Source organism: Butyrivibrio sp. INlla14 (genome assembly GCF_900102515.1).
In the GTDB taxonomy this organism is placed as follows: domain Bacteria; phylum Bacillota; class Clostridia; order Lachnospirales; family Lachnospiraceae; genus Butyrivibrio.
This window is the reverse complement of the sequence record NZ_FMVS01000023.1, coordinates 1-22,930: the sequence shown is the minus strand read 5'-3', so window position 1 is coordinate 22,930 and position 22,930 is coordinate 1. Positions and strand designations below refer to the sequence as shown.

Below are 22,930 nucleotides of genomic sequence, written 5' to 3'. Positions count from 1 at the left end.
TTATGGATAAAAAAGAAGACAAATATGCATCACTTAAATTGGAAAACCAGATTTGCTTTCCTCTGTATGCTTGTTCAAAGGAAATCATCAGGAAGTATAAACCATATCTTGATGAGATCGATCTGACTTATACCCAATACATTACCATGATGGTTCTTTGGGAGAAGAAGAGCGTCAATGTAAAAACTTTAGGTGAGTGTCTGTATCTTGATTCAGGTACACTTACACCTGTTCTTAAGAAGCTTGAGTCTAAGGGCTACATCAGCAGAGTAAGATCTAATGAGGATGAGAGAAATCTAGTTGTCACAATTACTCCTGAAGGTGAGAAACTCAAGGATAAAGCTCTTAATATTCCTAGTAAAATAGGAAGTTGCGTGAGCTTAACTTCAAAGGATGCTGAATTACTGTACTCTCTTTTATATAAGATTATTGGAAATGTAAGATAATCATTATTGATTTTTTCTTAACAAGGGAATACAATAAATACCGGCTTAGTGTGCGTTTTACTTTAGCTAGAACGCACATTATTTTTGGAGGTTTTTATGAGTTCACATACCCATAATCATCACCATCATCATGATCCTGAGCATACCAAGGCCATAGCTAACAGGCTTTCCAAGGCTATCGGACATCTTGAATCTGTTAAGAAAATGGTTGAGGATGACAGGGACTGCGCAGAGGTTCTAATACAGCTGTCAGCTGTGCGATCTGCAATCAACAATACTGGCAAGGAAATTCTCAAGGAGCACATAAGCCATTGTATTGTTCATGCAGTTGAGGATGGGGATGAAGAAGCTATCATTGAATTAAATGAGGCAATCGACAAATTTATGAAAAATTCATGAGACATCATGAAATATTGTGTGAAAGGGGCGTAACACCTTGGCAATTCCAAATCTAGTTAATTTTCTAATCTTATTTCCTTTCGTGATGGCAGCATTAATATTCATTCAGAGAGAAGCTACACCTGTTAGAAGCTTTACAATCATTGTAGGCGGCTTTGCAATTATGGGTGCGGCTATTTATGCTGCAGTAAATGTATTAATGTCCGGTGATACATCACAGTTTATGTACCTTGAGGAGAGCTTTGTTCCTGATCATGTTATCATGGCTGGAGAAGTTTTTCTGATGTGCCTTGTATGTTTCCTTAGTATCAAGTACAAGAAGTATTATGCAATTCTTATTTCACTTGCTGGTACAATTCCTGTACTCTGGATGGATCTTACAGGCAAGGCAGTAGAGGGTAATACTCATTTCCGTATTGATACTTTTGCTGCTGTTATGTATCTGATCGTCGGTGTTGTTGGTATTCTTATCTGTATTTATGCTTCTGGCTATATGAAGGATTATCATCATCATCATACAGATGTTCTGGATCGTTCAAACTATTTCCTTTCTCTTATGTTTGTGTTCCTTGGAGCAATGTTTGGTCTTATCTCATCTGATTCACTTTCCTGGATTTATTTCTTCTGGGAGATCACTAGTGTATGTTCATTCCTTATGATTGGTTATACCAGAACTCAGGAAGCTGTTGATAATTCCTTTAGAGCTCTGTGGATGAACCTTCTTGGTGGATGCGGTTTTGCTGCAGGTCTTATGTATTGCAATATGGCTCTTGGTATTTCTAACCTTAGCCAGGTTACAAGCGCTGTCTCTTCTGAGTTTATAATCATTCCTGTAACTTTATTTGCATTTGCTGCGCTTACAAAGAGTGCTCAGTTCCCATTTTCAAGATGGCTTCTTGGTGCCATGGTTGCACCAACACCTTCTAGTGCACTTCTTCACTCAGCAACAATGGTCAAGATTGGTGTTTACATGCTGATCAGGCTTTCACCTGTAATGGAGAATACTCTTACAGGCATTATGATTACTGTTATTGGCGGTTTTACATTCTTTGCAGCATCTCTTCTTGCGATTACTGTAAGCGACGGCAAGAAGGTACTTGCTTATTCAACAATTTCAAACCTTGGACTTATTACAGCCTGCGCAGGCACAGGTACAAGAGAAGGTGTATGGGCTGCTGTAATGCTTGTTTTATTCCATGCTGTTTCCAAGTCACTTCTGTTCCAGACTGTTGGTGATATCGAGAACTGTATGCACAGCCGTGATATCGAGGATATGCACGGACTTATCATCAAGCTTCCAAGACTTGCTTTTATCATGATCATTGGTATCTGTGGTATGTTCATGGCTCCATTTGGTATGCTTGTTTCTAAGTGGGCTGCTCTTAAATCTTTCGTAGATTCAGGCTCAGTATGGCTTGTTCTTTTCCTTGTATTTGGTTCAGGCTCAACTCTTTTCTATTGGGCTAAATGGCTTGGAAAGATTTGTACAGTAATCCATCAGTCTTTCGAACTTGAAGATATTACACCTAAGAGTGAAATGGTTTCTATTTTCCCTCTTACAGCTATGATTGTTATCATGTGCTTTGCATTCCCATGGATGTCTGGTCATATGATACAGCCAATACTTAATGAAGCATTTAACGACAATATTCCTGATGTTATAGGAAGAGGAGATGTTATTATCATGATGATCATGGTAATCATGATCTTCCTGATTCCAGTCGGAGCAAGATTCTTATCAATTGGTAAGAACTCCAAGATGACTATGTCTTACGTTGCCGGTGTTAACGCTGGTGATGACAGACATTACATTGACTCTTTTGGCAGAGAGAGAGCTCTTTATATGTCTAACTGGTATATGGAGGACTTCTTTGGTGAAAAGAAACTTCTCTGGCCATGTATTTGGTTTTCAACAGTACTTGTACTGGTTATGCTTATCGTGGTTGTTGGAGGTGCTTTATGATTACACTTGAAATGATTTTAAAAGCTTTACTTTATATAATCCTGGCACCGGTTGTAGGAGGATTATTATCCGGTATGGACAGAGTCTTTTCTGCACGTATGCAGGGAAGAGTAGGTCCTCCACTTATTCAGCCATTTTATGATGTTAACAAGCTCCTTCATAAACAGACAACAGTTGTTAATAGCATTCAGGTTCTGTTTGTAACTGTATACCTTATATTTACTGTATTTACAGGCGCGCTGTTCTTTGCAGGCGGAGATATGCTTCTTGTATTCTTTGCCCTTTCAATGTCAGAAGTTATGCTTGTTCTTGCAGCATTTTCCACGAACGGACCTTACAGTATCATGGGTGCACAGCGTGAGCTTTTACAGATGATGTGTTATGAACCAATGACTCTTTTAGTAGCAATTGGTTTTTACTATGCAAATGGAAGCTTCATGGTCGATGACCTTATCCATGCACAGGTTCCAGCAATCGCTCAGATTCCTGGATTCTTCATTGGATTTGTATTTATCCTTCTGATCAAGCTTCGTAAGTCACCATTTGACCTTAGTACATCACATCATATGCACCAGGAGATGGTAAAGGGTCTTACTACTGATCTGTCAGGTCGTAACCTGGCTCTTGTTGAGATAGCAGAGTGGTATGATGTAGTTCTGATGATGGGTATTGTTGGAATGTTCTTTATCACTGAGAATCCAATCAGTGTTGTTTGGGCAATTATTGCATGTGCTGTTGTATTTTTCCTTGAAACACTTATTGATAACCTGTTTCCACGTGTTAAGTACAAGACAATGTTAATTGTTACATGGAGTGTTATCTTAGTATTTGCAGGAACTAATCTGCTGATTCTTAACGTACTGAAGATGTTTTAAGCTAATAAATGAAGGGTAGGAAGATCGATGAATATTTCTAAATCACCTTGGGTGTTACATTATGATGGCTCCAGCTGTAATGGCTGTGATATAGAAGTTCTTGCCACAATGACTCCACTTTACGATGTAGAGCGTTTTGGTATTATAAATACTGGAAATCCCAAGCATGCTGATGTTTTGCTTCTTACAGGTGGTGTTAATGCTCAGACTGCTCCTGTAATCAGGCAGCTTTACAACATGATGCCTGATCCAAAGGTAGTTGTTGCCTGTGGTATCTGTGCATGCGATGGCGGCATTTTCAAGGAGTGCTACAACATTCTTGGAGGCGCTGACAAGGTTGTTCCAGTTGACGTATATGTTCCTGGATGTGCAGTAAGACCAGAAGCCTTGATCGAAGGCGTTGTCAAGGCAGTTGGAATCCTTGAGGAGAAGAGGAAGAAACTCAAGGAATCTATGAAAGTTGGTTATTGTGCTGTCGACTACAGCAAGATGGCTGTACATATGACAGCTGATGACTATGATCCAAGCACTCAGTATGATGCAGTTCTTACTGAGGAGGCTCTTAGACAGCAGGCTGAAGAGAAGATCAAGGCATCTGCTAAGCCTGTAGCGCCAGCTGCTAAGCCAGCAGTAGCTGCAGCCACAGCAGTCAAGCCTGCAGCTACTGCTAATACTGAGAAAGGAGATGACAAATAATGAATATGGATTTTACTAATGTTGCTCCTGAAAGTATTCTGGATGAAGCACACAAGCTAAAATTTGCTGGCTTCCATCTGATGCAGCAGTGTGCTACACGTATTCCTGATGGATATGAGCTTTTATATACCTTTGGTAAGGATTATGAAGTTAAACAGCTCAAGGTTACACTTGCTGAGGATCAGGAAGTATCAAGCATTTCAAGTGCATTCCCTTGTGCTTTTATTCACGAGAATGAGATGCATGATCTTTTCGGTGTTAACATAAAAATGATTAATTTAGACTTTGAAGGTAAGTTCTATCGTACAGCGATTGAAACACCATTCAAGTAATTGGAGGAACCATATGTCTACTAGAAGTGTAATTCCATTTGGACCCCAGCATCCGGTTCTTCCGGAACCAATACATTTAGACCTTGTTCTTGAGGATGAGAAAGTTGTAGAAGCTATTCCTTCTATCGGTTTCATTCACAGAGGTCTTGAGAAGCTGGTTGATAAAAAAGATTTTAATGAGATGGTATATGTTGCAGAGCGTATCTGTGGCATCTGTTCATTAGGTCATGGCCTTGGTTATTCTGAGGCTATTGAGCATATTATGGATATTGATGTTCCAGCCCGTGCTAAATTCCTTAGAACTATCTGGTCAGAACTTTCAAGAATTCATTCACATCTTCTCTGGCTCGGTCTTTTGGCTGATGCTTTTGGATTTGAGTCTCTTTATATGGATTGTTGGAGACTTAGAGAGGATGCTCTTGATATGTTTGAAGCATCTACCGGCGGACGAGTTATCTTTTCCGTAATGAAGGTAGGTGGTATCAGAAGAGATGTTTCCGATGAAATGCTTGCAGATTTCTCTAAGCGCATTGATAAGATGGAGGAAGATCTTAAGACTATTGCCAAGCCATTCCTTAACGACAAGGCAGTACAGACTCGTCTTCGTGGTGTTGGATATCTTTCTGCTGAGCAGGCAGATCTTCTCGGCTGTGCAGGACCTTTCCTTCGTGCCAGTGGTGTAAACAGAGATATCAGAACTACTGGTTACTGTGCATATGGCGATATTGATTTTGAGCCAATCATCAGCACAGAAGGTGATTCTTATGCTCGTACAGATTGCCGTATAAAAGAGATTTTCCAGGCCTTTGATATTATCCGTCAGTGTATCGCAAAGATGCCAAAGGGCGGTGAAATAGATGTTCCTGTTAAGGGAATGCCAAATGGCGAGTACATGATGCGTATTGAGCAGCCAAGAGGCGAGGCTCTGTATTACGTTAAGGCTAACGGAACAAAGTTTATAGACAGGCTTCGTGTCCGCACCCCCACATTCTCTAACCTTCCAGGAATGGTTGAGACTCTTAAGGGCTGCGACCTTGCTGATGTTCCGATTCTTGTACTTACTATCGATCCTTGTATCAGCTGTACAGAAAGGTAATATTACAACTTTTGATATTATGAGTTGTAATAGATGGGAGATAAAAGATGTCACTTGCAAGTTTTAAATCAACAATTCTTCATAATCTTGTATCTAAGCCAAAGACCAGAAGAACTGAGAAGGAATATCCAGCTGGTACAAGAGGACATGTTGAAAATGATATGGATGTATGTGTACTTTGTGGACTTTGCTCCATTAAGTGCCCTACACACGCTATTACTGTAGATAAAGCTGCCAAGACATGGTCTATCAGACCAATGAGCTGCATTCAGTGTAGATGTTGTGTAGATAACTGTCCAAAGAAATGCCTTTCTATGGGCCTTCGTTTCCAGGAACCAGGTTCAGAGAAGGTCACACACACCTTCAAGCAGTCTGAGAAAGCTATAGCTGCTCAGGAAGCTCTTATGAAGGCAGCTAAGGAACGTGCGGCTGCTGCAGCTGCAGCTAAGGCTGCACAGGCACAGGCTCAGGGACAGGCAGCTCCGGCTCCTGCACCGGCAGCTAAGGCACCTGAGAATAAAACAGAAGAGAAATAATGACTTATAAGATTACAGTTAAAGGGGCGGTACAGGGTGTTGGTTATCGCCCCTTTATTCTAAGAAAAGCAACTGAATATGGTCTTAGTGGCTTTGTTAGAAACATTGGAGCAGCTGTTGAAATACTTGTCATTGGTGAAGAAAGCGTATGTTCTTCATTCGCTGAGCTTTTGATGAGCGAGTATCCTGCAGGTGCTTTTATTTTGAGTGTAGAAAAAGACAAACTGGACGATTCGGAATATAAGGATATGTCTGGCTTTTGTATTATAAATAGCGGTGAAATAGACCTTACTTCTGAGATTCCTGTATTTCTTCCTGATATTGGCATATGTGATGATTGCATGGCAGAAATGCTGGATAAGAAGGACAGAAGATATAGATATCCGCTTATTAGCTGTGCTTCCTGCGGTCCAAGAATAAGTATTCTTGATAAGCTTCCCTATGACCGAGATACCACAGCTATGATAGATTTTGATATGTGCCCTGAATGCGCTGCGGAATATGGAAAAGGGCGAAGGAGACATGCCCAGACAATTTCCTGCTTTGAATGCGGACCTCAGGTTGAGCTTAAACTATATGGCGTAAGTGATGAGCTGGATTCTGCAAGCGATACAAATGTACAGAAGGTAATTGGTCCTGACTCTTCCATAGACGAAGCTATAAGGCTGCTTAATGATGGCGCTGTTTTAGGTTTTAAGGGAGTTTCAGGTTTCCAGCTTATCTGCAAGCCTACGGATGAGGCAGCTCTTTTGCTAAGGGATATTAAGGGCCGTGAGAAGAAGCCCTTTGCGGTTATGTTCTCAGATGTGGAGGCTGTTTCTGAGTACTGCCAGATTTCAGATAAAGAAAAGGAACTGCTTGTAAGTAGCGCAAGGCCAATAGTTCTTTTGGCAAAGAAAAAGGATTTCCCTTACGAAGTTTGTAAGGATAGCAGATATATCGGGGCTTTCCTTCCATCAACCGGAGCCCACAGGCTGTTGTGCGATGGATGTGGACCTTTGATTGTTACTAGTGCCAATAAATCTGATGAACCTATTATCACTGAAGATAAGGCCTTTGATGAAGCCTTTGGAAGTACTGCAGTTAAGGGCGTTCTTACTCATAAAAGACGCATCAATATGCCTCAGGACGACTCTGTAGTATTTGTTGTTAAGACAGATAGCGGAGAGGAAATAACCTGCTTTAACAGAAGAGCTAGAGGATATGTGCCTCTTCCAATAAATACCTCTGGAATTGGCAAAAGAGTTCTGGCCTTTGGGGGAGATCTGAAGAGCACTTTCTCTTTTGGCTACAAGGATAAGATACTTACATCTCAGTATTTAGGGGATTTGAAGGACTACGGAGTTAACGAGAACCTGAAAAAACTCATTAGTCACTACCGTGATATTTTTAAATTTAATCCGGAATTTGTTGTTTGTGATATGCATCCTTTATATGAGTCTGGGAGAATGGCTACAGACTATTGTAAATCGCAAAATTTGCCCCTTTTACAGGTTCAGCATCACTATGCCCATATTCTTTCCGTTATGGCGGAAAATTCTCTAAAAAGCGCTATAGGAATCTCTTTTGACGGAACGGGATTTGGAACAGATGTAAAGGTATGGGGTGGAGAAATTCTGTACTGCAAGGGTCAGAATTTTGACAGAAAAGGCCATTTGTCCTATGTTAAGCTATGCGGCGGAGATAATGCATCGAAGAATGCAAAACTTGTCAAAGAGTGTTATCATTATGCAACAGGCAAAAATGACAAGACTACAGATTTGGTAAAGGCAGCTCTTTCAAATAATATTAACTGCTTCGAGACCTCCAGTATGGGACGACTTTTTGATGCGGTATGTGCGGTTCTTTGCATAAAAGAGGCTAATTCCTTCGAGGGAGAATGTGCTATAGCTCTCGAAAAGGCAGCCTGGGACTATTTGGAGAGTAATGAAAGCAGGAATTATCCTGGTGGAAATGCAGACTTATCTTTTGACGTCACAGAAGATGCTGACGGATGTCTGTTACTGGATCAAGTTAAACTCTTTGAGGATATTAGCGAAGCTTTTGAAAGTGGCAAATATACCAGAGAAGAACTTGCTTATGGTTTCCATATGGCAATAGTTTCAGCTATCTGCAAGGTTTGCGCTAGAGTCAGTCAGGAGACTTCTGAGAAAAAGATATGTCTCTCCGGCGGAGTCTTTGGAAACAGGCTTTTGCTGTCAAAGACCATTTCTGAGCTTGATAAACTTGGATTTGAAGTATATTGTAATAGATTTGTTCCAGCGGGAGATGCTGGAATTTCAGTGGGCCAGGCTTATTGGCTTAGTCTTAAGGAGGGTTATATATGTGCGTTGCACTTCCCGGAAAAGTAATTGAAATGAATGGAAGAATTGCCACAGTTGATTTCAACGGCAATATTGTTAAGGCTGATTCCGGCCTTGTTGATGTAAGTGTTGGAGATAATGTTCTTGTTCATGCAGGCTGCATAATCCAGAAGATGGATGACAAGATGGCCCATGAGATGAATGAACTTTTTAATGAAATAGAAGGACTCACTATTTGATATGGCAAATACAGAACTTAAGGATATAGTCAAGGCTTTAAAGGAGTATGATGGTGAAGAGGTCCGTATTATGGAAGTTTGTGGAACGCATACCGCAGCTATTTCTGAAAACGGGATACCTTCTATGCTATCTGATAAGATAAAGCTCATATCAGGGCCAGGTTGCCCTGTTTGTGTTACAGTTACTGCAGTTATTGACAAACTGATTGAACTGTCAATGAGGGAGGATACAATAGTTCTTACTTTTGGCGATCTTATAAGAGTTAAGGGCAGCAAAATGTCACTGGCTGATGCCAAGGGAGAGGGCGCCCATGTAAAAATGGTGTATTCGCCTATGGAAACAGTTTCTATGGCCCAGAATGACCCTGGACATACTTACGTTTTTGCTGCTATTGGTTTTGAAACTACAACGCCTGTTTATGCTATGGTGCTTGAAAAGGCTATAGAACTAGGGCTTAATAATCTTAAACTTCTTACTTCTTTAAAGACTATGCCAGAGGTTATCAGATGGGTTGTTAAAAATGGCGGTGGTATCGATGGTTTCATAGCTCCTGGGCATGTGGCAACTATTACCGGAAGCGATGAATATAAGGAGCTTTCACAAGAATTGGGAATACCTTTTGTGGTTTCAGGTTTTGAAGGGCCACAGCTCCTTGCTACAATCTATGCCCTGGTATCTATGAAGGGCAAACCTGGTATCAGGAATATGTACAAGGCTGCTGTATCAGAAGAAGGCAACCTTAAGGCAAAAGAGATAGTGAATAAGTATTTTGAACCTTCTGATGCCTCATGGCGTGGTATGGGCAAGATAAAAGGCTCAGGAATGGTACTTAAAGAGGAATACAGACAGTTTGATGCAGGAAGTCTTGAACTTGATGAAGACCATATGCCGGCTGGATGCTGCTGCGCAAGTGTCCTTGTTGGTAAGATAAAACCTTGTGACTGCCCGTTATTTGGAAAAGCCTGTACACCTGACAACGCTCATGGAGCATGCATGGTTTCCACAGAGGGAAGCTGCTACAACTATTTTGTATCAGGTAGAAGATAAGTAACATAATATGCTTTTTAATTGTATTATTTATATAGATATCTATAGATTTGGAGTTTTGAAATGAAGATTACAATGGCTCACGGAAGTGGCGGTGAATCTACATCCAAGCTTATAAGAGATGTTTTTGCCAAGCACTTTCATAATGAAATATTAGATAGATTAGAAGATTCTGCTGTAGTTCCCGGTTCTGGTAAACTTGCAGTTACTACAGACAGTTTTGTGGTAACACCAGTTCTTTTCCCAGGTGGGGACATTGGTAGATTGTCAGTTTGCGGAACTGTCAATGACCTTCTCATGAGTGGAGCAAGACCTATGTATCTTACTTGTGGATGTATTCTTGAGGAAGGTCTTGATATAGAGATTCTTGATAAAGTTATCGCATCTATGGCTGAAACTGCCAGAGAAGCTGGTATAAAGATAATCACCGGGGACACTAAGGTTATTGAAAATAAAGGTGGAGAAAGCGGCCTTATTATCAACACTTCTGGTGTGGGCTTCATAGATGATTCTCTTGATGTACCAGGACCCTTTAAGCTTCAGGATGAAGACAAGATCATTATATCTGGAAATCTTGGGGATCATCATGCTGCTATTCTGGGTTGTAGAATGGGAATTGAGTCCAGTATTGTTTCTGATGCAGCACCTCTTTGCCAGATGGTTGAAAAGCTCCTTTCAGAGGGAATTCGTGTTCATGCCATGAGAGATGTCACAAGAGGCGGTCTTGGAACTGTTTTGAATGAATTTAGCGAAGCTTCAAAGTGCTCAATAGAGCTTAATGAGGAAGATATTCCAGTATCTGCTGCAGTTAGAGATTTTTGCGGTATCTTAGGGCTCGATCCAATGTACATGGGTAATGAAGGAAAAATGGTCCTTTCTGTGCACAAGGACGATGCTCAAAGAGCAGTTTCTCTTATACAATCATCAAAATATGGTGAAAACTGCTGCATTATTGGCCGGGTACATAAAGATGAGAAAAATGCCGATAATAATAATGTGGTACTTAACACTAAAATTGGAGGCAAACGCATAATTGGTCTGATGTACGGAGAAGGTCTTCCAAGAATTTGCTAAATGTTGTACAATATGTTTTGACTTTTAAAAGAGATTTTTTGTGTTTTGAATTTTGAAAGGATAGATATATTTAATGGAGTTTAAGAGAATAAATAAAGATACAGTAACTTGTATCATTACTGAAGATGATATGGATGAACAGGGCATCAAGCTCGAGGACCTTTTTGAGAAAAAGAAGGAAGCTATGGACTTTCTTCATGAGGTTATGAGAAAGGCAGAAGAAGAGGTTGATTACAAGCCGACTGGCTCTTTTATGCCAATGCAGATTACAGTTCTTCCAGATCATTCAATTTCGCTTACATTATCTGAAAATGCTTCTGCTTCTTTTGGTGAGATTTTAAAGAATCTCACAGACAAGGCAGGAATTAAGATTCCTAAAAATGTTCTTGAGGACATAGGGGATTCTGTTGATGAAGAGCGAATTAATCGTCTAAATGAGTATTTAAAGAGTCTTAAGCAGCTTACTAATTCAGTCAAGAATATCATGGAAGAAAGCGGTATAGCTGAGAATCATGATAAGGCAATCATCAACCAGAATGCTTCTATAGAGGATGGCAGGAAAAAGGCTGCTTCTATTGCTAATGGGGCAACGAGAAAGGCTTCTGAGAATTCATCTGACAAGAATGCAGATGCTGCCAGACTTAAGTTCCATGAGTATGTATTTACTTTTGATGATATCAGGACTGTTATTTCATTTTGCGGAAAGGCTCCTACAAATCTTCAGATCAAGAGTTCTCTTTATAAGAATGAGACAGATGGCAAGTATTATCTGGATCTTCTTCGTGGAGAGGAAGACCCAAAGGCTTTTGCAGCTCTTTTCACAATGGCTTATGAGTTTGGTCATTTCCAGGCAACTAATCAAAATGTAATTGCCCATTATAAAGAGAATTTTGAGTGTATCATTAAAGACAACGCTCTTTCAGAGCTTTCTAAGGTTTGCTGATAGCTTATAGCATATTATTGGAAGCGGTTTAGATTTAAAGCTAATCCGCTTCTTTTTATATCATAGGATTCTTAATTAAAGGTTTGGAGTAAAATGCGATTAAATCAATATATTGCTTCATGTGGCGTTTGTTCCAGAAGAGAGGCGGATAAACTGATAGCAGCAGGTCGTGTACTTGTAAATGGGGTGATTCCAAGCCCTGGAATGCAGGTATCGCCTGAGGATGTAGTGCAGGTTGATAAAAAGGTGATCAGTAAGGTTGAGTCTAGAATAGTTCTCGCATACTACAAGCCTGTTGGAGTTGTCTGTACTGAGAAAGATGCTCACGCCGAAAGAACAGTAATTTCAGAGATTAAATATCATACTAGAGTAACCTATGCAGGGAGACTAGATAAAGACTCAGAGGGGCTACTTCTTTTATCTAACGATGGAAAGCTTATCGAAGCCATGATGAAATCTGCCAATAAGCATGAAAAGGAATATGAGGTAGAGGTAGACAGGGAAATAAACGGCGATTTTCTAAATCGCATGGCGAATGGAGTCTATCTTGAGGAACTGGACAGAACAACAAGGGGCTGCAAGATTCAAAAGACCGGGAAACGTAGTTTCAAAATTATTCTCACGCAGGGCCTTAACAGGCAGATAAGGCGTATGTGTCAGGCTCTTGACTATGAAGTTGTTTCTCTAAAGAGAATAAGAGTTATGACTGTGAGACTTTCAGACTATAATTTGAAAAGCGGCCAATATGTAGAACTTCCAAAGGCTGAAATAGACAAGCTATACAGGGAGTGTAGACTGTCCTGAATATTTTAATAATCCAGTTGTCAAAAGAAAGTTTGACATCTGATAATAAACGAAAAGGTTGGGGAAAAATGAGTCAGATCACAGATGAAATCAAAAATGCCTATGATGCTCTGATAAAAGAAATCAAGCATCATATGGATCTATATTACAATCAGGATGAGCCTGAAATCTCAGACTATGAGTATGATCAGCTTATGATCAGATTAAAGAAGTATGAGGCAGATTATCCTGAGCTAGTATCAAAGGATTCACCAAGTCAGATAATTGGCGGTGTTGCCAAGAGAGAAGCTGGAGTTAAGATCACACATAATGTTCCCATGCTCTCAATTGAAGATGTATTTACCAAGGAAGCTGTTATTGAGTGGGTTAATAAAGTTCACACTCTTCACCCACAGGCTTTATTTTCTGCTGAGATCAAGATAGATGGTCTTAGTATGTCATTAAGATACAGGAAGGATTCTTCTGACAATAAGCTTCATTTAGAACTTGCAGAAACAAGAGGAGATGGACTTATCGGAGAGGATGTTACTGCAAATGCTCTTATGATTCCTGATGTAAAAAGAGTAATCGACCTTCCCTATGATTATCTTGAACTAAGGGGCGAAGTTTATATGTCTCATGAGAACTTTGATAAGTTCAATGAGGAGCAGGAGAAGCTTGGAAAAAAGATTGCAGCAAATCCAAGAAATCTGGCTGCCGGAACGCTGAGGCAGCTTGATCCCACAGTTACGAGAGACAGAGGTCTTAGAATGTTTATCTTTAATATTCAGGATGGGCCAAGTGAAATAATGGAGTCGCACTGCGGGGGACTTGATATCTTAAAAAAAGCCGGAGTTCCTGTTGTCTATCACGAAAAATGTTGTGCTGCTTCTGAGGTCATTGAAGCTATCGATAAAATTGGCTCTATGCGAGAAGAAATTGATTTTGACCTTGATGGTGCAGTAATAAAGGTTGATCATACCAAATGGAGATCCGATTTTCCTGCTGGCTCCAAGTATTCTAGCGGACATATTGCTTATAAGTATCCGCCAGAAGAACGTGTAGTAGTTATGGACGAAATTATAGTAGACGTAGGCAGAACTGGTAAGCTTACATTTACTGGCAGTTTCCATGACAGAGAAACCGGCAAGCCTGCTAGACTCTGTGGAACAAGCGTATCAAGGGCTACTCTTCACAACCAGGATTACATAAACGAGATGCAGATTGGTATTGGTGGAGAATACAAGCTCTTTAAGAGCGGTGAGATCATTCCAAAACTAAATGGTTGCGTAACAGCTCCTGAAATCGTTTATAAGGCCCCTGAAAAGTGTCCTGTGTGTGGATCTGTCCTTGTAAGAGAAGAAGACACCGCAGATATCAGGTGTATCAATCCTACTTGCCCTGCGCAGGTTACAAGAACTATTGCATATTTTACAAGCAGAGATGCCATGAACATCATGGGCCTTGGAGATACACTTGTAGACGCACTTGTTTCTGAGGGTTATCTTAAGAATTATGCTGATATCTATACTTTGCATGAATATAAGGAAGAACTTATTGAAAAGGGCATAATCGGAAAAGTTAAGAATACTGAAAAGCTTCTTGGAGAAATCGAAAAGAGTAAGGAAAATGATCCCGTTCGCCTCCTTACTGGTCTTGCAATCAGAAATGTAGGAAAATCAACAGCCAGAGAGATTATGAAACATTTCAATAACCTAATGGATCTTACTAAGGTTACGAGAGAAGGCTTTTTACAAATACCAGATATTGGAGAAACTACTGCTAATGATCTTTATGAGTTTTTCCATGACGAGAATAATCTCCATATTTTGGAAAAAATGCAGTCTCTGGGCCTTAATATGGAAGTTGCTATCGATGAGGATGCCTCAGATAAGCTTTCAGGAATGACAATTGTTGTCACAGGAACTCTTCCTACACTTGGAAGGAAAGAGGCAGAAGAGCTTATAGTTAAAAATGGTGGAAAGGCATCTGGAAGCGTATCCAAGAAAACAAGCCTTGTTCTGGCTGGAGAAGCAGCTGGTAGTAAGCTTACAAAGGCTCAGGATCTTGGAATTAAGGTAATTACAGAAGCAGAATTTCTAGAAATGCTTAAATAAATCACTTATTCATAATGCTCAATGCTGATATAATTGATAATTACTAGAATTTATGTGTGAGGTGGTTGTAACATGCCAATTAAAATTCAAAATGATCTTCCGGCAAGAGAAATACTTGAACAGGAGAATATTTTTGCTGTAGATGAGAACAGAGCGCTTCATCAGGATATCAGATCTCTTCAGATCTGTATTCTAAATCTGATGCCGCTCAAGGAGGACACAGAGCTTCAGCTGCTTAGATCCATGTCTAATACACCGCTGCAGATTGATGTATCTTTTATGCAAATGAGCTCCCACCATTCCAGCAATACATCACCAAACCATTTAAATCGATTCTATAATACTTTCGATGAACTCAAGGATAACACCTATGATGGACTTATTATCACAGGTGCTCCCGTTGAGCAAATGGACTTTGAACAGGTAGACTACTGGGATGAGCTTTGTAAAGTGTTTGAGTGGTCCAAAACCAACGTGACGTCCACATTCCATATCTGTTGGGGTGCTCAGGCGGGCCTTTATTATCACTATGGTATTAACAAAAAGCCTCTTGATGAAAAATTATTTGGAATATTCAGGCACCGCGTAATGAATAGAAAAGTGCCTCTAGTAAGAGGATTTGATGATACTTTTTATATGCCTCATTCAAGACACACAGAGACCCCTGCACAGGATATTGAAAATTGTGAGGATCTTGTTGTTCTTGCTAAATCAGAAAAAGCTGGAATATTCCTGTGTATGAATAAATCTGGAAGCCAGATATTTGTAATGGGACATGCTGAATATGACAGATTAACCCTTGATAGTGAGTATAGAAGAGACCTTTCCAAGGGCCTTGCTATTCATGTTCCTGAAAATTATTATCCTGATAATGATCCAGATAAGAGGCCAGATCTATTATGGCGCTCCCATGCAAATAACCTTTATACCAATTGGCTTAACTACTATGTATATCAGAACACACCTTATAAATGGGGACAGATTCTTGATGAGGAAAAGATTAAATTAGCGTCCAAGACACTTACTAAGCGAGTAGAAGAATAATCGCAAGAATATATAAGAAAAGGAAATTGAATAATGGATAAGAAGCTGAGAAATATATATACTGCATTTCCTGAGGGTAAACATAAAGTCCTTACTCTTAGTTATGATGACGGGAAGATCCCAGATAAGAGGTTAGTAGCTCTTTTTAATGAATATGGACTTAAAGGCACTTTTAACCTTAATGGAGGCCTTGAAAATGCTCCTTTTACAGAATTCTATCAGGAGCATATTCCTCTTTCAGAGATAAAAGATGTTTACGAAGGACATGAAGTCGCATGTCATACTTTCACACATCCTACAATCGCCAGATGCCCTAGAGAGCAGATAGCTCAGCAGGTGCTCGAGGACAGAAGAGTGCTTGAAAAGATATTAGGGAGAGCTGTAAGAGGAATGGCTTATCCTAATGGCTCTTTTGATGACAAGGTTGTTGATGTATTTAAGAGCTGCGGAATAGTTCATGCCCGCACTGTAAATCAGACACTTTCATTTGACATGCCTTCAGATTTCCTTAGATGGAATCCTACTTGCAGACATGGTGATTCAAACTTAGAAAGACTTACTAAGGCCTTTTCTGAATTCCATAAAACCCAGTACCTCCAGATGTTCTATGTTTGGGGACACAGCTATGAGTTTGACAGAGATAATAACTGGGAAATTATGGAGAAATTTGCCAAGGATATCGGAAGACATGAAGATATCTGGTATGCAACAAACATCGACATAGTTGACTATATGGATGCTTCTGATAGAATTCAGGTTTCTGTAGATGGAACATTTGCTTATAATCCTAGTGCAATTCCTGTTTGGATCGAAGTTGATAAGAAAGCAGTAGAATTAATTCCAGGAAAATATACAGAAATTTAATATTTTTATTATAGAAAAATACCGTGTCTACGAGCTTTTTGTGCGAGTAATCGGCTTGTGTTTTGCCATGAAATACGATAAAATATTATTGTTAAGTCGATAATTTATATGTGTTTTTTAACAAGGAGACTTTTATTATGGGCCTTAGTATGGATAACGAAGAAGTTGAAGTAAAAAGCACTGACACCAAGAAAAAACCTACTAAAAAGACTAAGGAAATGCTTGAAGAGAATTCAAATAAGATTGTAGAGCTCAAAAAGGAGCAAGAAGATCTTACAGTTGCTTTGAGTGATCTGGACAAGGAAGAGGAAGCTCTTGGAGAGAAATCTGCGCTTAAGATGAAGGTTTCTCACAAGAAGTTTGGTGATGGCCAGGTTATTACTCAGGATGGCAAATATATTGAGGTTAAATTCAAAGACGTAGTTAAGAAGTTTGTTCTTCCTGGATGTATCGCTGATAAATTCCTTGAAGTTTCTGATGATACTATATACGAGTACTATGTCAAGAGAAATGAAATTCATAAGAAACGTATGAATATGGAACTTAGGATCAAATCAGCAACTTTTGCAATCCAAAGGCATGAGGATGCAATTGAGAAACTAAATGCCAAGCTTAAATAAACAAGATTATTAGATTATAAAACCTGCTAATGTGGTGTATATCACATTGGCAGGTTTTTTTAGGTGTGCATATAACATCATAAATAAAACGTAATACAGTATAAAGAAAATCTAAAAAAAGTCGAAAATCATCTTGCAAAGTAGACCTGAATCATCGATATCTATTACAATGTAAATAGAATATTTATGCAATTATGAGCAAAGATTCATTATAAATCATCAGGAGGCAATAAATGGATAGAAAATCACGAAATCATTCAATATGTGAAAAAACTCCCTATATTGCTGTCATACTCAGCATAATCATTCCATCGATTTTATCTGGGATTGGAGGTTCTATAGGTGTGGCAATTTCAGAAAATGCAGGGAATATAGGGGTATGCCTTTTTGCAATAATAGCAATGCTGATTTTTTGGCGTTGGTTCTCACCAGAATTTAAAGGATTTGTTAAGCCTGAGGCTCCAGCCAAGGATATATGTATAGTAATGATACCCTTTGTGGTTCTTTTAGTCTTTACGGTGATAGAGCCATTACTTTTTTATCATTCCTTTTATTTTAATCCATCTCTTAATGCAGCTATTATGGGAATTACAGCCGGATTTGGAGAAGAGACAATGTTCAGATTATTATCACTGGCTATTGTAATGAGATATGTCCGGAAAGAAAGGAGATTCTCTGCAATAATTATCCTGGCTGTAATATTCGGACTTTCTCATGCAGGAAATCTTACGCAGGGTGCAGATTTAGTCATGACTGCATCACAGATATTCCATTCAACATTTCTGGCTTTTTTGCTTACCGCTATATATTTAGGAACAGGCAGTGTGATTTTCCCAATATTTGCACACGGATTATATGATTTTATATGTTTTACAACGGATCCTCTGGTTTCCGGCGAGGGCATACTAACGCAGCAGTATAGTATGGGTCGTCTTTTGTATGAATTTATTGTTGTTGTGATCATAGGAATTATTGCACTTTATTTGATCAGTAAAAACAAACTTGCCAAATCTAATGAAATATGGAGCGTAAAATGGACAAATAACTAAAAGCTCTAATGGCAGGAGCTGTCGGATTCGGATTTACTCTTATGATTTTGAAAAGATAAGGAGAGAATGGTAAGATTGACCTTTATATAAAGCATGCATTAATTAACGGTATACTGGAGGAAATATGATTTTATTTGTAGATGCTTGTGTCAGAGCACATTCGAGAACTAAAAAGCTTGCAGAAGCTTTGCTTACAAAATTAAATGAAGAGACTATACATATATCGCTGGAAGATATTTCTTTTGCCGTGACAGATGAAGATTACTTGAAAAAGAGAGATGATCTGATATCAAAAGGAGCTTTTGACGATGATATGTTTGCCTTAGCTAGGCAGTTTGCAACAGCAGATACTATTGTGATTGCAGCACCTTATTGGGATTTGTCTTTTCCTGCCAAGTTGAAACAGTATATCGAAGCCATAAATGTACTGGGAGTTACCTTCGAGTACACATCCGATGGATTTCCCAAAGGCCTGTGCAAAGCAGATAAGCTATATTATGTTATGACTGCAGGTGGGAACTATGTTCCTGAAGAGTTTGGCTTTAGTTATATAAAAGCACTTGCTCAGAATTTCTATGGTATTAAAGATGTGGAGATGATAAAGGCAATAGGCTTGGATATTATGGGAGCAGATGTAGAGGCTATCATGGATGAAGCTTTCGTTTACGTAGAGCAAAATATTGAATGAAAAATGTGATATTATATTGTTTAGAGGCAAAGACGCTTTCAGAGATGATGGTGGTCTTTGCCTTTTTCCATTAATGAACTTGTAATAAAGACAGGAGGAAAGAGTCATGGCTGCATTTGAACGAGTATTATCCGGAATTCCGGAAATGGATAAAGCTCTTGATAACATAAGACTTGGAGATAATGTTGTTTTCAGAGTTTCTGACCTTGCAGAGTTTAAGCTGTTCGTAGATCCTTATGTAGAACAGGCTAAAAAAGACGGTCGGAATATTATATATTTCAGATTTGCCAGCCATGAGCCATTAGTTGAAGACTGTCCTGAAGTAAAGACATATTCTGTGCCTCTGACTCATCGTTTTGAGACGTTTACCGTAGATATTCATAATGTTATTGAAAAAGAGGGAAAGGACGCTTTTTATGTTTTCGATTGCCTGTCAGAACTTCAGATACGTTGGGCTACTGATCTTATGATGGGTAATTTCTTCAGAGTGACATGTCCATTTTTGTTTATTCTTGATACTGTTGCATTCTTTCCGATAATTAGGGGAAAGCACTCCTTTCATGCAATAAACAAGGTGCGAACGAACGAACGGGATGCGAACGGACAAATAACTATTCGCAAAACACATGTTTAACGAATAGTATTATCCAAGGATTAGGTCAGCATGTGGTCAGCTTTTTTTCTGTGTTCTTGAACTTATCAAATAATCCCATGATTAATCTCCATACCTCCTCCAACCGTCATTTCAGACAGCTTATGAATAATCATTACTTCTTTGGCTTAAATATGGAGCTATATTTTCTTGCATCCTCATCTTTCATCAGCCATCCGAACTTTTGTAGAAAAGATAGCTTTTCATCATCTGTATTCCATTCTTCTAGTGTGTGCTTGACACCAGGGATTCGTTCGTTTTCTTTTCCATTAAAGAATTTCTTGGTTGGTCCTTCTTTATACCTTACGGGTTTACCGTCTTTAATAGTGGTCCACACCGTGGATCCACCTGAAGTAGTAAGGTCATCACCGACTTGACCGTCTAATGCTCCAGATAACAGCTTTGCCAAAAGACCTTTTTCCTCTTTGGTTTTTCTTCCCATTCGGCGCCCTCCTTATTTATCACTCATTCAATACTCGTACTTATCTATATAGAATAATACCCACAACACATATTAGAATAATTAGCAGCATCTCGAGGAATCTTACGATAAGTATCCCACGTCCTACAGCATTTTTATTAAATAATGCACCAAAGAAGCCTACTATATTTTTATATGGTGATATAAAGTCATGCCCTATGCATTAAAAAACTGAGGAAAAGTAAGGCTTTGATGCATGTACTGCGGCAAATTGCCCATGTTTGCGAACATATGAAACAGAGATAATCAAAACCACCAAGTATAAAATAGGCGCAGCCAAGAAAAACACACTGTACCACTCTCTAACGTTCGAATGCGTTATAGCATCAGCAATCAGGGAAGAAAAACTAACTCTTAAGAGAAGGAGTATTAAACATAACGATACGAGCCCTGCCAAAAACAATCTTCGAATCACAGCTAAGAATCTGGTCATACTCTGCGCCTCCTATTTATCGTCTTCATTATTTATTCAACGGAATTAGTAACAGCGCCTAATAGCATAAAAACAGCACCAATAAATCCCCAGAACTGATTTACTCATCTTGCCACTGTTAATATTTGACACCGGTAAGCAGCTGATATGTATAGATAAACTATTATGACATCTTCGTTCCACATGCGGTACAAAAATTAGCATTTTGAGGCATCATTTTTCCGCAATTAGAACATTTCTTAGAGTTACCAGGATTTTCAGTAGCAGTTTGGCTCAAACCACATAACGTTAGATAAATATCGTCATAATTCTTTGCTACTCGTTCAAAGATATTGTTTGTTGCCACTTCGCCACAGAATGCACAAACATAACTAGTCTTCCCTAGGATGGATTTTTTCTTAACATCCAATCCCAGACATTTACTACAATAATACTTGTCTGTATCCTGTAAAAAACAATCCTGCTTATTAAATTGAAAATTATCTAATTTTCGCAATATAGCATAAATCAAAGAATATATTCTTAATTTGCAATCAACAAATTGATCTAATTCGCCCAACGTCACTTCGCTTATCTCTCTTTGTGACACGGCTCTGTTGTTATTTTTTTGTGACACCATAGTCACATAGCTTCGGTTATATATGCCATCGCCAGCTCCTCTGACCTTGCTCCAGAGTGAAATATAATGCACATCCTTCAGATCATATTTATGCTTCGTCATCACAACACTATGATCAGTTAATACAAAATCTTTATCCACATATAGAACAAACTCACCTACACAATTATGATTATCTAGTTTGCTTCTACATATTGGATCATCAGCAATATATTCCGGTTTTAAAATAATATGCTCTTCTAAGAATTTCTTATCAATCTCGCCTTTTTTATACAAATCAATAAATAAATCATGAAGTAGCCAAACTGACTATTGCATACGCCCTATTTCTATAAAAAAACAGTAAATATTTCAAATCAAAAAGTACAAGCGGGATATTTCCCAGCTTGTACTTTTTATTATGGCATCTTATCCACTAGTCTGTCCAAGTTGAAACACCATAAAGACGAAGAAAAGGCTGTTTCTAGCCATCTCTTCGTCTTTATTACTTAAAATCCAATATTTTTCTTATTTTGTTTTTTGTCGTATCATCTGCAATTCTATATAATCCTAAAAGCTTTTGTTCTTCATCCGTTACTCTCATAGTATTTTTAAGACCATTTTCACGGACTTTAGCATCAATTTCATTAACTTTCATATATGGATCTATCTTAGCATCTAGAAGCTCTTGCTTACTCCAACGAGCCATTCTCTCTAGTTGTGTTGAGCTAAACATGCGAAAATCCTCATCCAGTTCATATTCTTTTGTTTGAGGGTTAAAAACAAAAAAATGCTTAGCTATTTTCCGCATTACTTGAACATTTCCATGTTGATAATTTAAGATTCCATCCGCAAATTCATCAATATTTTGATAGTAACCTAGTGAAAACTTATACTCTTTCAATAAGTCGATCATTATAAAATCAGGGATGAAATCTAATAAATCATGATGTCCGTCGTTTAAATCAATTAAGTTCTTTGTTCTAGCTTCATAGTCTTCAAAAGAAGCAACAACTCCGTTACGCTCCAACTCAGCTCTCATATTCTTTGTCAATTCTCTATCGTCCATCATGACTACCCTTTAATAAATTTTCGTTCTTATCTATATCTATTTATCTTTTCGGTGTGACATATCTAAATCTTTTTCTTCCCTCAGCTTTACCATATGTGATGTAGTGGTTCCATAATGCCTTTTTATCTAGTCCATATGCCTGCATCAGATCAGGATACTCATATGCGTATGATTCATAATCAAATGTATTAAAGGTCACTTCCGGAACATATGATGAATATTTAGCCTGAATTATTCATGACAACTTAATTTCCTAAAATCTGATCCATAATCCGATTTTTTGAAATGGATGCCTAGAACAGGCGGGATTTAGTCCTAAAAAAGGGTAGACTATCCCTATGTATCAGAAATACAGATTTTTAAGTTATCAAGGTACATTATTAGTTGCTATTCCAGCTGTGGCTGTAAGCCGCTTATGTTTGTTAGAGTTTCATGAAACTCAGATATATAAGGACAACTGCTACACAGCTTGAAATAAATATATCTACCTGATCTGACTACCTTAACGGCAATCTTGATCAGTTTCAAACGGATTGTATCTGCACATTGCTTCCTCATGGAAGCACACAGAGCCAGCCG

Annotated in this window: 25 protein-coding genes; 21 read left to right on the top strand and 4 right to left on the bottom strand. The window is 38.7% G+C overall.

The window, feature by feature from the left end; translation table 11 throughout:
* The first annotated feature begins 2 nt into the window (after positions 1 to 2).
* The 21 genes from BLO53_RS14145 to BLO53_RS14045 all read left to right on the top strand — a co-directional run bounded on the left by BLO53_RS14145 (position 3) and on the right by BLO53_RS14045 (position 19,749).
* Positions 3 to 446, top strand: coding sequence for a MarR family winged helix-turn-helix transcriptional regulator (locus BLO53_RS14145; protein WP_092062896.1), 444 nt, complete (start codon positions 3 to 5; stop codon positions 444 to 446).
* Between the two features lie 96 nt (positions 447 to 542).
* Positions 543 to 845, top strand: coding sequence for a metal-sensing transcriptional repressor (locus BLO53_RS14140; protein WP_092062894.1), 303 nt, complete (start codon positions 543 to 545; stop codon positions 843 to 845).
* 37 nt (positions 846 to 882) lie between these two features.
* Complete coding sequence (locus BLO53_RS14135; RefSeq protein WP_092062891.1) at positions 883 to 2,808, top strand: NADH-quinone oxidoreductase subunit 5 family protein; 1,926 nt, start codon at positions 883 to 885, stop codon at positions 2,806 to 2,808.
* Complete coding sequence (locus BLO53_RS14130) at positions 2,805 to 3,683, top strand: complex I subunit 1 family protein (RefSeq protein ID WP_176757295.1); 879 nt, start codon at positions 2,805 to 2,807, stop codon at positions 3,681 to 3,683. Before BLO53_RS14135 ends, BLO53_RS14130 begins: the two co-directional genes overlap by 4 nt.
* 27 nt (positions 3,684 to 3,710) lie before the next feature.
* Positions 3,711 to 4,379, top strand: a complete 669-nt coding sequence (locus BLO53_RS19880; RefSeq protein WP_330388924.1) for an NADH-quinone oxidoreductase subunit B family protein — start codon at positions 3,711 to 3,713, stop codon at positions 4,377 to 4,379.
* Entirely contained in the window at positions 4,379 to 4,711 is a 333-nt protein-coding gene (locus BLO53_RS14120; RefSeq protein ID WP_092062888.1) for an NADH-quinone oxidoreductase subunit C, read from the top strand. The genes BLO53_RS19880 and BLO53_RS14120 overlap by 1 nt, the downstream gene beginning before the upstream one ends.
* A 13-nt stretch (positions 4,712 to 4,724) precedes the next feature.
* Positions 4,725 to 5,807, top strand: a complete 1,083-nt coding sequence (locus tag BLO53_RS14115) for a hydrogenase large subunit (RefSeq protein WP_026487752.1) — start codon at positions 4,725 to 4,727, stop codon at positions 5,805 to 5,807.
* A gap of 47 nt (positions 5,808 to 5,854) precedes the next feature.
* On the top strand, positions 5,855 to 6,343 hold the full coding sequence (locus BLO53_RS14110; protein ID WP_092062885.1) for a 4Fe-4S dicluster domain-containing protein: 489 nt from the start codon (positions 5,855 to 5,857) through the stop codon (positions 6,341 to 6,343).
* The gene (gene hypF, locus BLO53_RS14105; RefSeq protein ID WP_092062881.1) at positions 6,343 to 8,694 is read left to right on the top strand and encodes a carbamoyltransferase HypF; all 2,352 of its coding nucleotides are present in this window, start codon (positions 6,343 to 6,345) and stop codon (positions 8,692 to 8,694) included. Before BLO53_RS14110 ends, hypF begins: the two co-directional genes overlap by 1 nt.
* Positions 8,667 to 8,885 (top strand): HypC/HybG/HupF family hydrogenase formation chaperone, encoded by a 219-nt coding sequence (locus tag BLO53_RS14100; protein ID WP_026487753.1) that lies wholly within the window; start codon positions 8,667 to 8,669, stop codon positions 8,883 to 8,885. The genes hypF and BLO53_RS14100 overlap by 28 nt, the downstream gene beginning before the upstream one ends.
* A 1-nt stretch (position 8,886) precedes the next feature.
* Positions 8,887 to 9,933: a hydrogenase formation protein HypD gene (hypD, locus tag BLO53_RS14095; RefSeq protein WP_092062878.1), complete on the top strand. Its 1,047-nt coding sequence runs from the start codon at positions 8,887 to 8,889 to the stop codon at positions 9,931 to 9,933.
* Positions 9,934 to 9,996: 63 nt separating this feature from the next.
* Positions 9,997 to 11,007, top strand: a complete 1,011-nt coding sequence (gene hypE / locus BLO53_RS14090) for a hydrogenase expression/formation protein HypE (RefSeq protein ID WP_092062876.1) — start codon at positions 9,997 to 9,999, stop codon at positions 11,005 to 11,007.
* Between the two features lie 73 nt (positions 11,008 to 11,080).
* Positions 11,081 to 11,950, top strand: coding sequence for an adaptor protein MecA (locus tag BLO53_RS14085; RefSeq protein ID WP_092062874.1), 870 nt, complete (start codon positions 11,081 to 11,083; stop codon positions 11,948 to 11,950).
* Positions 11,951 to 12,043: 93 nt separating this feature from the next.
* A complete protein-coding gene (locus BLO53_RS14080; RefSeq protein WP_092062871.1) occupies positions 12,044 to 12,754 on the top strand; it encodes a pseudouridine synthase in 711 nt (236 codons plus the stop codon).
* Positions 12,755 to 12,822: 68 nt separating this feature from the next.
* Positions 12,823 to 14,850, top strand: a complete 2,028-nt coding sequence (ligA, locus tag BLO53_RS14075; protein WP_092062868.1) for an NAD-dependent DNA ligase LigA — start codon at positions 12,823 to 12,825, stop codon at positions 14,848 to 14,850.
* Between the two features lie 72 nt (positions 14,851 to 14,922).
* On the top strand, positions 14,923 to 15,894 hold the full coding sequence (gene metA, locus BLO53_RS14070; protein ID WP_092062865.1) for a homoserine O-acetyltransferase MetA: 972 nt from the start codon (positions 14,923 to 14,925) through the stop codon (positions 15,892 to 15,894).
* Positions 15,895 to 15,927: 33 nt separating this feature from the next.
* Positions 15,928 to 16,758 carry a polysaccharide deacetylase family protein gene (locus BLO53_RS14065; protein ID WP_092062862.1) on the top strand — a complete coding sequence of 277 codons (831 nt, stop codon included), beginning with the start codon at positions 15,928 to 15,930 and terminating at the stop codon, positions 16,756 to 16,758.
* A 137-nt stretch (positions 16,759 to 16,895) separates the two neighbouring features.
* On the top strand, positions 16,896 to 17,378 hold the full coding sequence (locus BLO53_RS14060; RefSeq protein WP_092062859.1) for a hypothetical protein: 483 nt from the start codon (positions 16,896 to 16,898) through the stop codon (positions 17,376 to 17,378).
* Between the two features lie 233 nt (positions 17,379 to 17,611).
* A complete protein-coding gene (locus BLO53_RS14055) occupies positions 17,612 to 18,427 on the top strand; it encodes a CPBP family intramembrane glutamic endopeptidase (RefSeq protein WP_092062856.1) in 816 nt (271 codons plus the stop codon).
* A gap of 124 nt (positions 18,428 to 18,551) precedes the next feature.
* On the top strand, positions 18,552 to 19,115 hold the full coding sequence (locus BLO53_RS14050; protein ID WP_092062853.1) for an NAD(P)H-dependent oxidoreductase: 564 nt from the start codon (positions 18,552 to 18,554) through the stop codon (positions 19,113 to 19,115).
* Positions 19,116 to 19,221: 106 nt separating this feature from the next.
* Positions 19,222 to 19,749, top strand: a complete 528-nt coding sequence (locus BLO53_RS14045) for a hypothetical protein (RefSeq protein WP_242875383.1) — start codon at positions 19,222 to 19,224, stop codon at positions 19,747 to 19,749.
* Positions 19,750 to 19,882: 133 nt separating this feature from the next.
* Here the strand turns inward: BLO53_RS14045 and BLO53_RS14040 are convergent, their stop codons facing one another.
* The 4 genes from BLO53_RS14040 to BLO53_RS14020 form a co-directional block, all read right to left on the bottom strand.
* On the bottom strand, positions 19,883 to 20,209 hold the full coding sequence (locus tag BLO53_RS14040; protein ID WP_092062850.1) for a hypothetical protein: 327 nt from the start codon (positions 20,207 to 20,209) through the stop codon (positions 19,883 to 19,885).
* A 635-nt stretch (positions 20,210 to 20,844) separates the two neighbouring features.
* On the bottom strand, positions 20,845 to 21,576 hold the full coding sequence (locus BLO53_RS19485; protein ID WP_092062844.1) for a zinc ribbon domain-containing protein: 732 nt from the start codon (positions 21,574 to 21,576) through the stop codon (positions 20,845 to 20,847).
* A 208-nt stretch (positions 21,577 to 21,784) separates the two neighbouring features.
* Positions 21,785 to 22,351 (bottom strand): hypothetical protein, encoded by a 567-nt coding sequence (locus BLO53_RS14025; RefSeq protein WP_143003251.1) that lies wholly within the window; start codon positions 22,349 to 22,351, stop codon positions 21,785 to 21,787.
* Positions 22,352 to 22,738: 387 nt separating this feature from the next.
* The coding region (locus BLO53_RS14020; protein ID WP_176757294.1) for a transposase at positions 22,739 to 22,930 on the bottom strand (192 nt) is incomplete at its 5' end.

What these genes read in the sequence shown, in the direction of transcription:
- BLO53_RS14145 (WP_092062896.1), top strand. Translation starts at nt 3, where the DNA reads ATGGATAAAAAAGAAGACAAATATGCATCACTTAAATTGGAAAACCAG.
- BLO53_RS14140 (WP_092062894.1), top strand. Translation starts at nt 543, where the DNA reads ATGAGTTCACATACCCATAATCATCACCATCATCATGATCCTGAGCAT.
- BLO53_RS14130 (WP_176757295.1), top strand. Translation starts at nt 2,805, where the DNA reads ATGATTACACTTGAAATGATTTTAAAAGCTTTACTTTATATAATCCTG.
- BLO53_RS19880 (WP_330388924.1), top strand. Translation starts at nt 3,711, where the DNA reads ATGAATATTTCTAAATCACCTTGGGTGTTACATTATGATGGCTCCAGC.
- BLO53_RS14120 (WP_092062888.1), top strand. Translation starts at nt 4,379, where the DNA reads ATGAATATGGATTTTACTAATGTTGCTCCTGAAAGTATTCTGGATGAA.
- BLO53_RS14115 (WP_026487752.1), top strand. Translation starts at nt 4,725, where the DNA reads ATGTCTACTAGAAGTGTAATTCCATTTGGACCCCAGCATCCGGTTCTT.
- BLO53_RS14110 (WP_092062885.1), top strand. Translation starts at nt 5,855, where the DNA reads ATGTCACTTGCAAGTTTTAAATCAACAATTCTTCATAATCTTGTATCT.
- hypF (WP_092062881.1), top strand. Translation starts at nt 6,343, where the DNA reads ATGACTTATAAGATTACAGTTAAAGGGGCGGTACAGGGTGTTGGTTAT.
- BLO53_RS14100 (WP_026487753.1), top strand. Translation starts at nt 8,667, where the DNA reads ATGTGCGTTGCACTTCCCGGAAAAGTAATTGAAATGAATGGAAGAATT.
- hypD (WP_092062878.1), top strand. Translation starts at nt 8,887, where the DNA reads ATGGCAAATACAGAACTTAAGGATATAGTCAAGGCTTTAAAGGAGTAT.
- hypE (WP_092062876.1), top strand. Translation starts at nt 9,997, where the DNA reads ATGAAGATTACAATGGCTCACGGAAGTGGCGGTGAATCTACATCCAAG.
- BLO53_RS14085 (WP_092062874.1), top strand. Translation starts at nt 11,081, where the DNA reads ATGGAGTTTAAGAGAATAAATAAAGATACAGTAACTTGTATCATTACT.
- BLO53_RS14080 (WP_092062871.1), top strand. Translation starts at nt 12,044, where the DNA reads ATGCGATTAAATCAATATATTGCTTCATGTGGCGTTTGTTCCAGAAGA.
- ligA (WP_092062868.1), top strand. Translation starts at nt 12,823, where the DNA reads ATGAGTCAGATCACAGATGAAATCAAAAATGCCTATGATGCTCTGATA.
- metA (WP_092062865.1), top strand. Translation starts at nt 14,923, where the DNA reads ATGCCAATTAAAATTCAAAATGATCTTCCGGCAAGAGAAATACTTGAA.
- BLO53_RS14065 (WP_092062862.1), top strand. Translation starts at nt 15,928, where the DNA reads ATGGATAAGAAGCTGAGAAATATATATACTGCATTTCCTGAGGGTAAA.
- BLO53_RS14060 (WP_092062859.1), top strand. Translation starts at nt 16,896, where the DNA reads ATGGGCCTTAGTATGGATAACGAAGAAGTTGAAGTAAAAAGCACTGAC.
- BLO53_RS14055 (WP_092062856.1), top strand. Translation starts at nt 17,612, where the DNA reads ATGGATAGAAAATCACGAAATCATTCAATATGTGAAAAAACTCCCTAT.
- BLO53_RS14050 (WP_092062853.1), top strand. Translation starts at nt 18,552, where the DNA reads ATGATTTTATTTGTAGATGCTTGTGTCAGAGCACATTCGAGAACTAAA.
- BLO53_RS14045 (WP_242875383.1), top strand. Translation starts at nt 19,222, where the DNA reads ATGGCTGCATTTGAACGAGTATTATCCGGAATTCCGGAAATGGATAAA.
- BLO53_RS14040 (WP_092062850.1), bottom strand. Translation starts at nt 20,209, where the DNA reads ATGGGAAGAAAAACCAAAGAGGAAAAAGGTCTTTTGGCAAAGCTGTTA.
- BLO53_RS14025 (WP_143003251.1), bottom strand. Translation starts at nt 22,351, where the DNA reads ATGATGGACGATAGAGAATTGACAAAGAATATGAGAGCTGAGTTGGAG.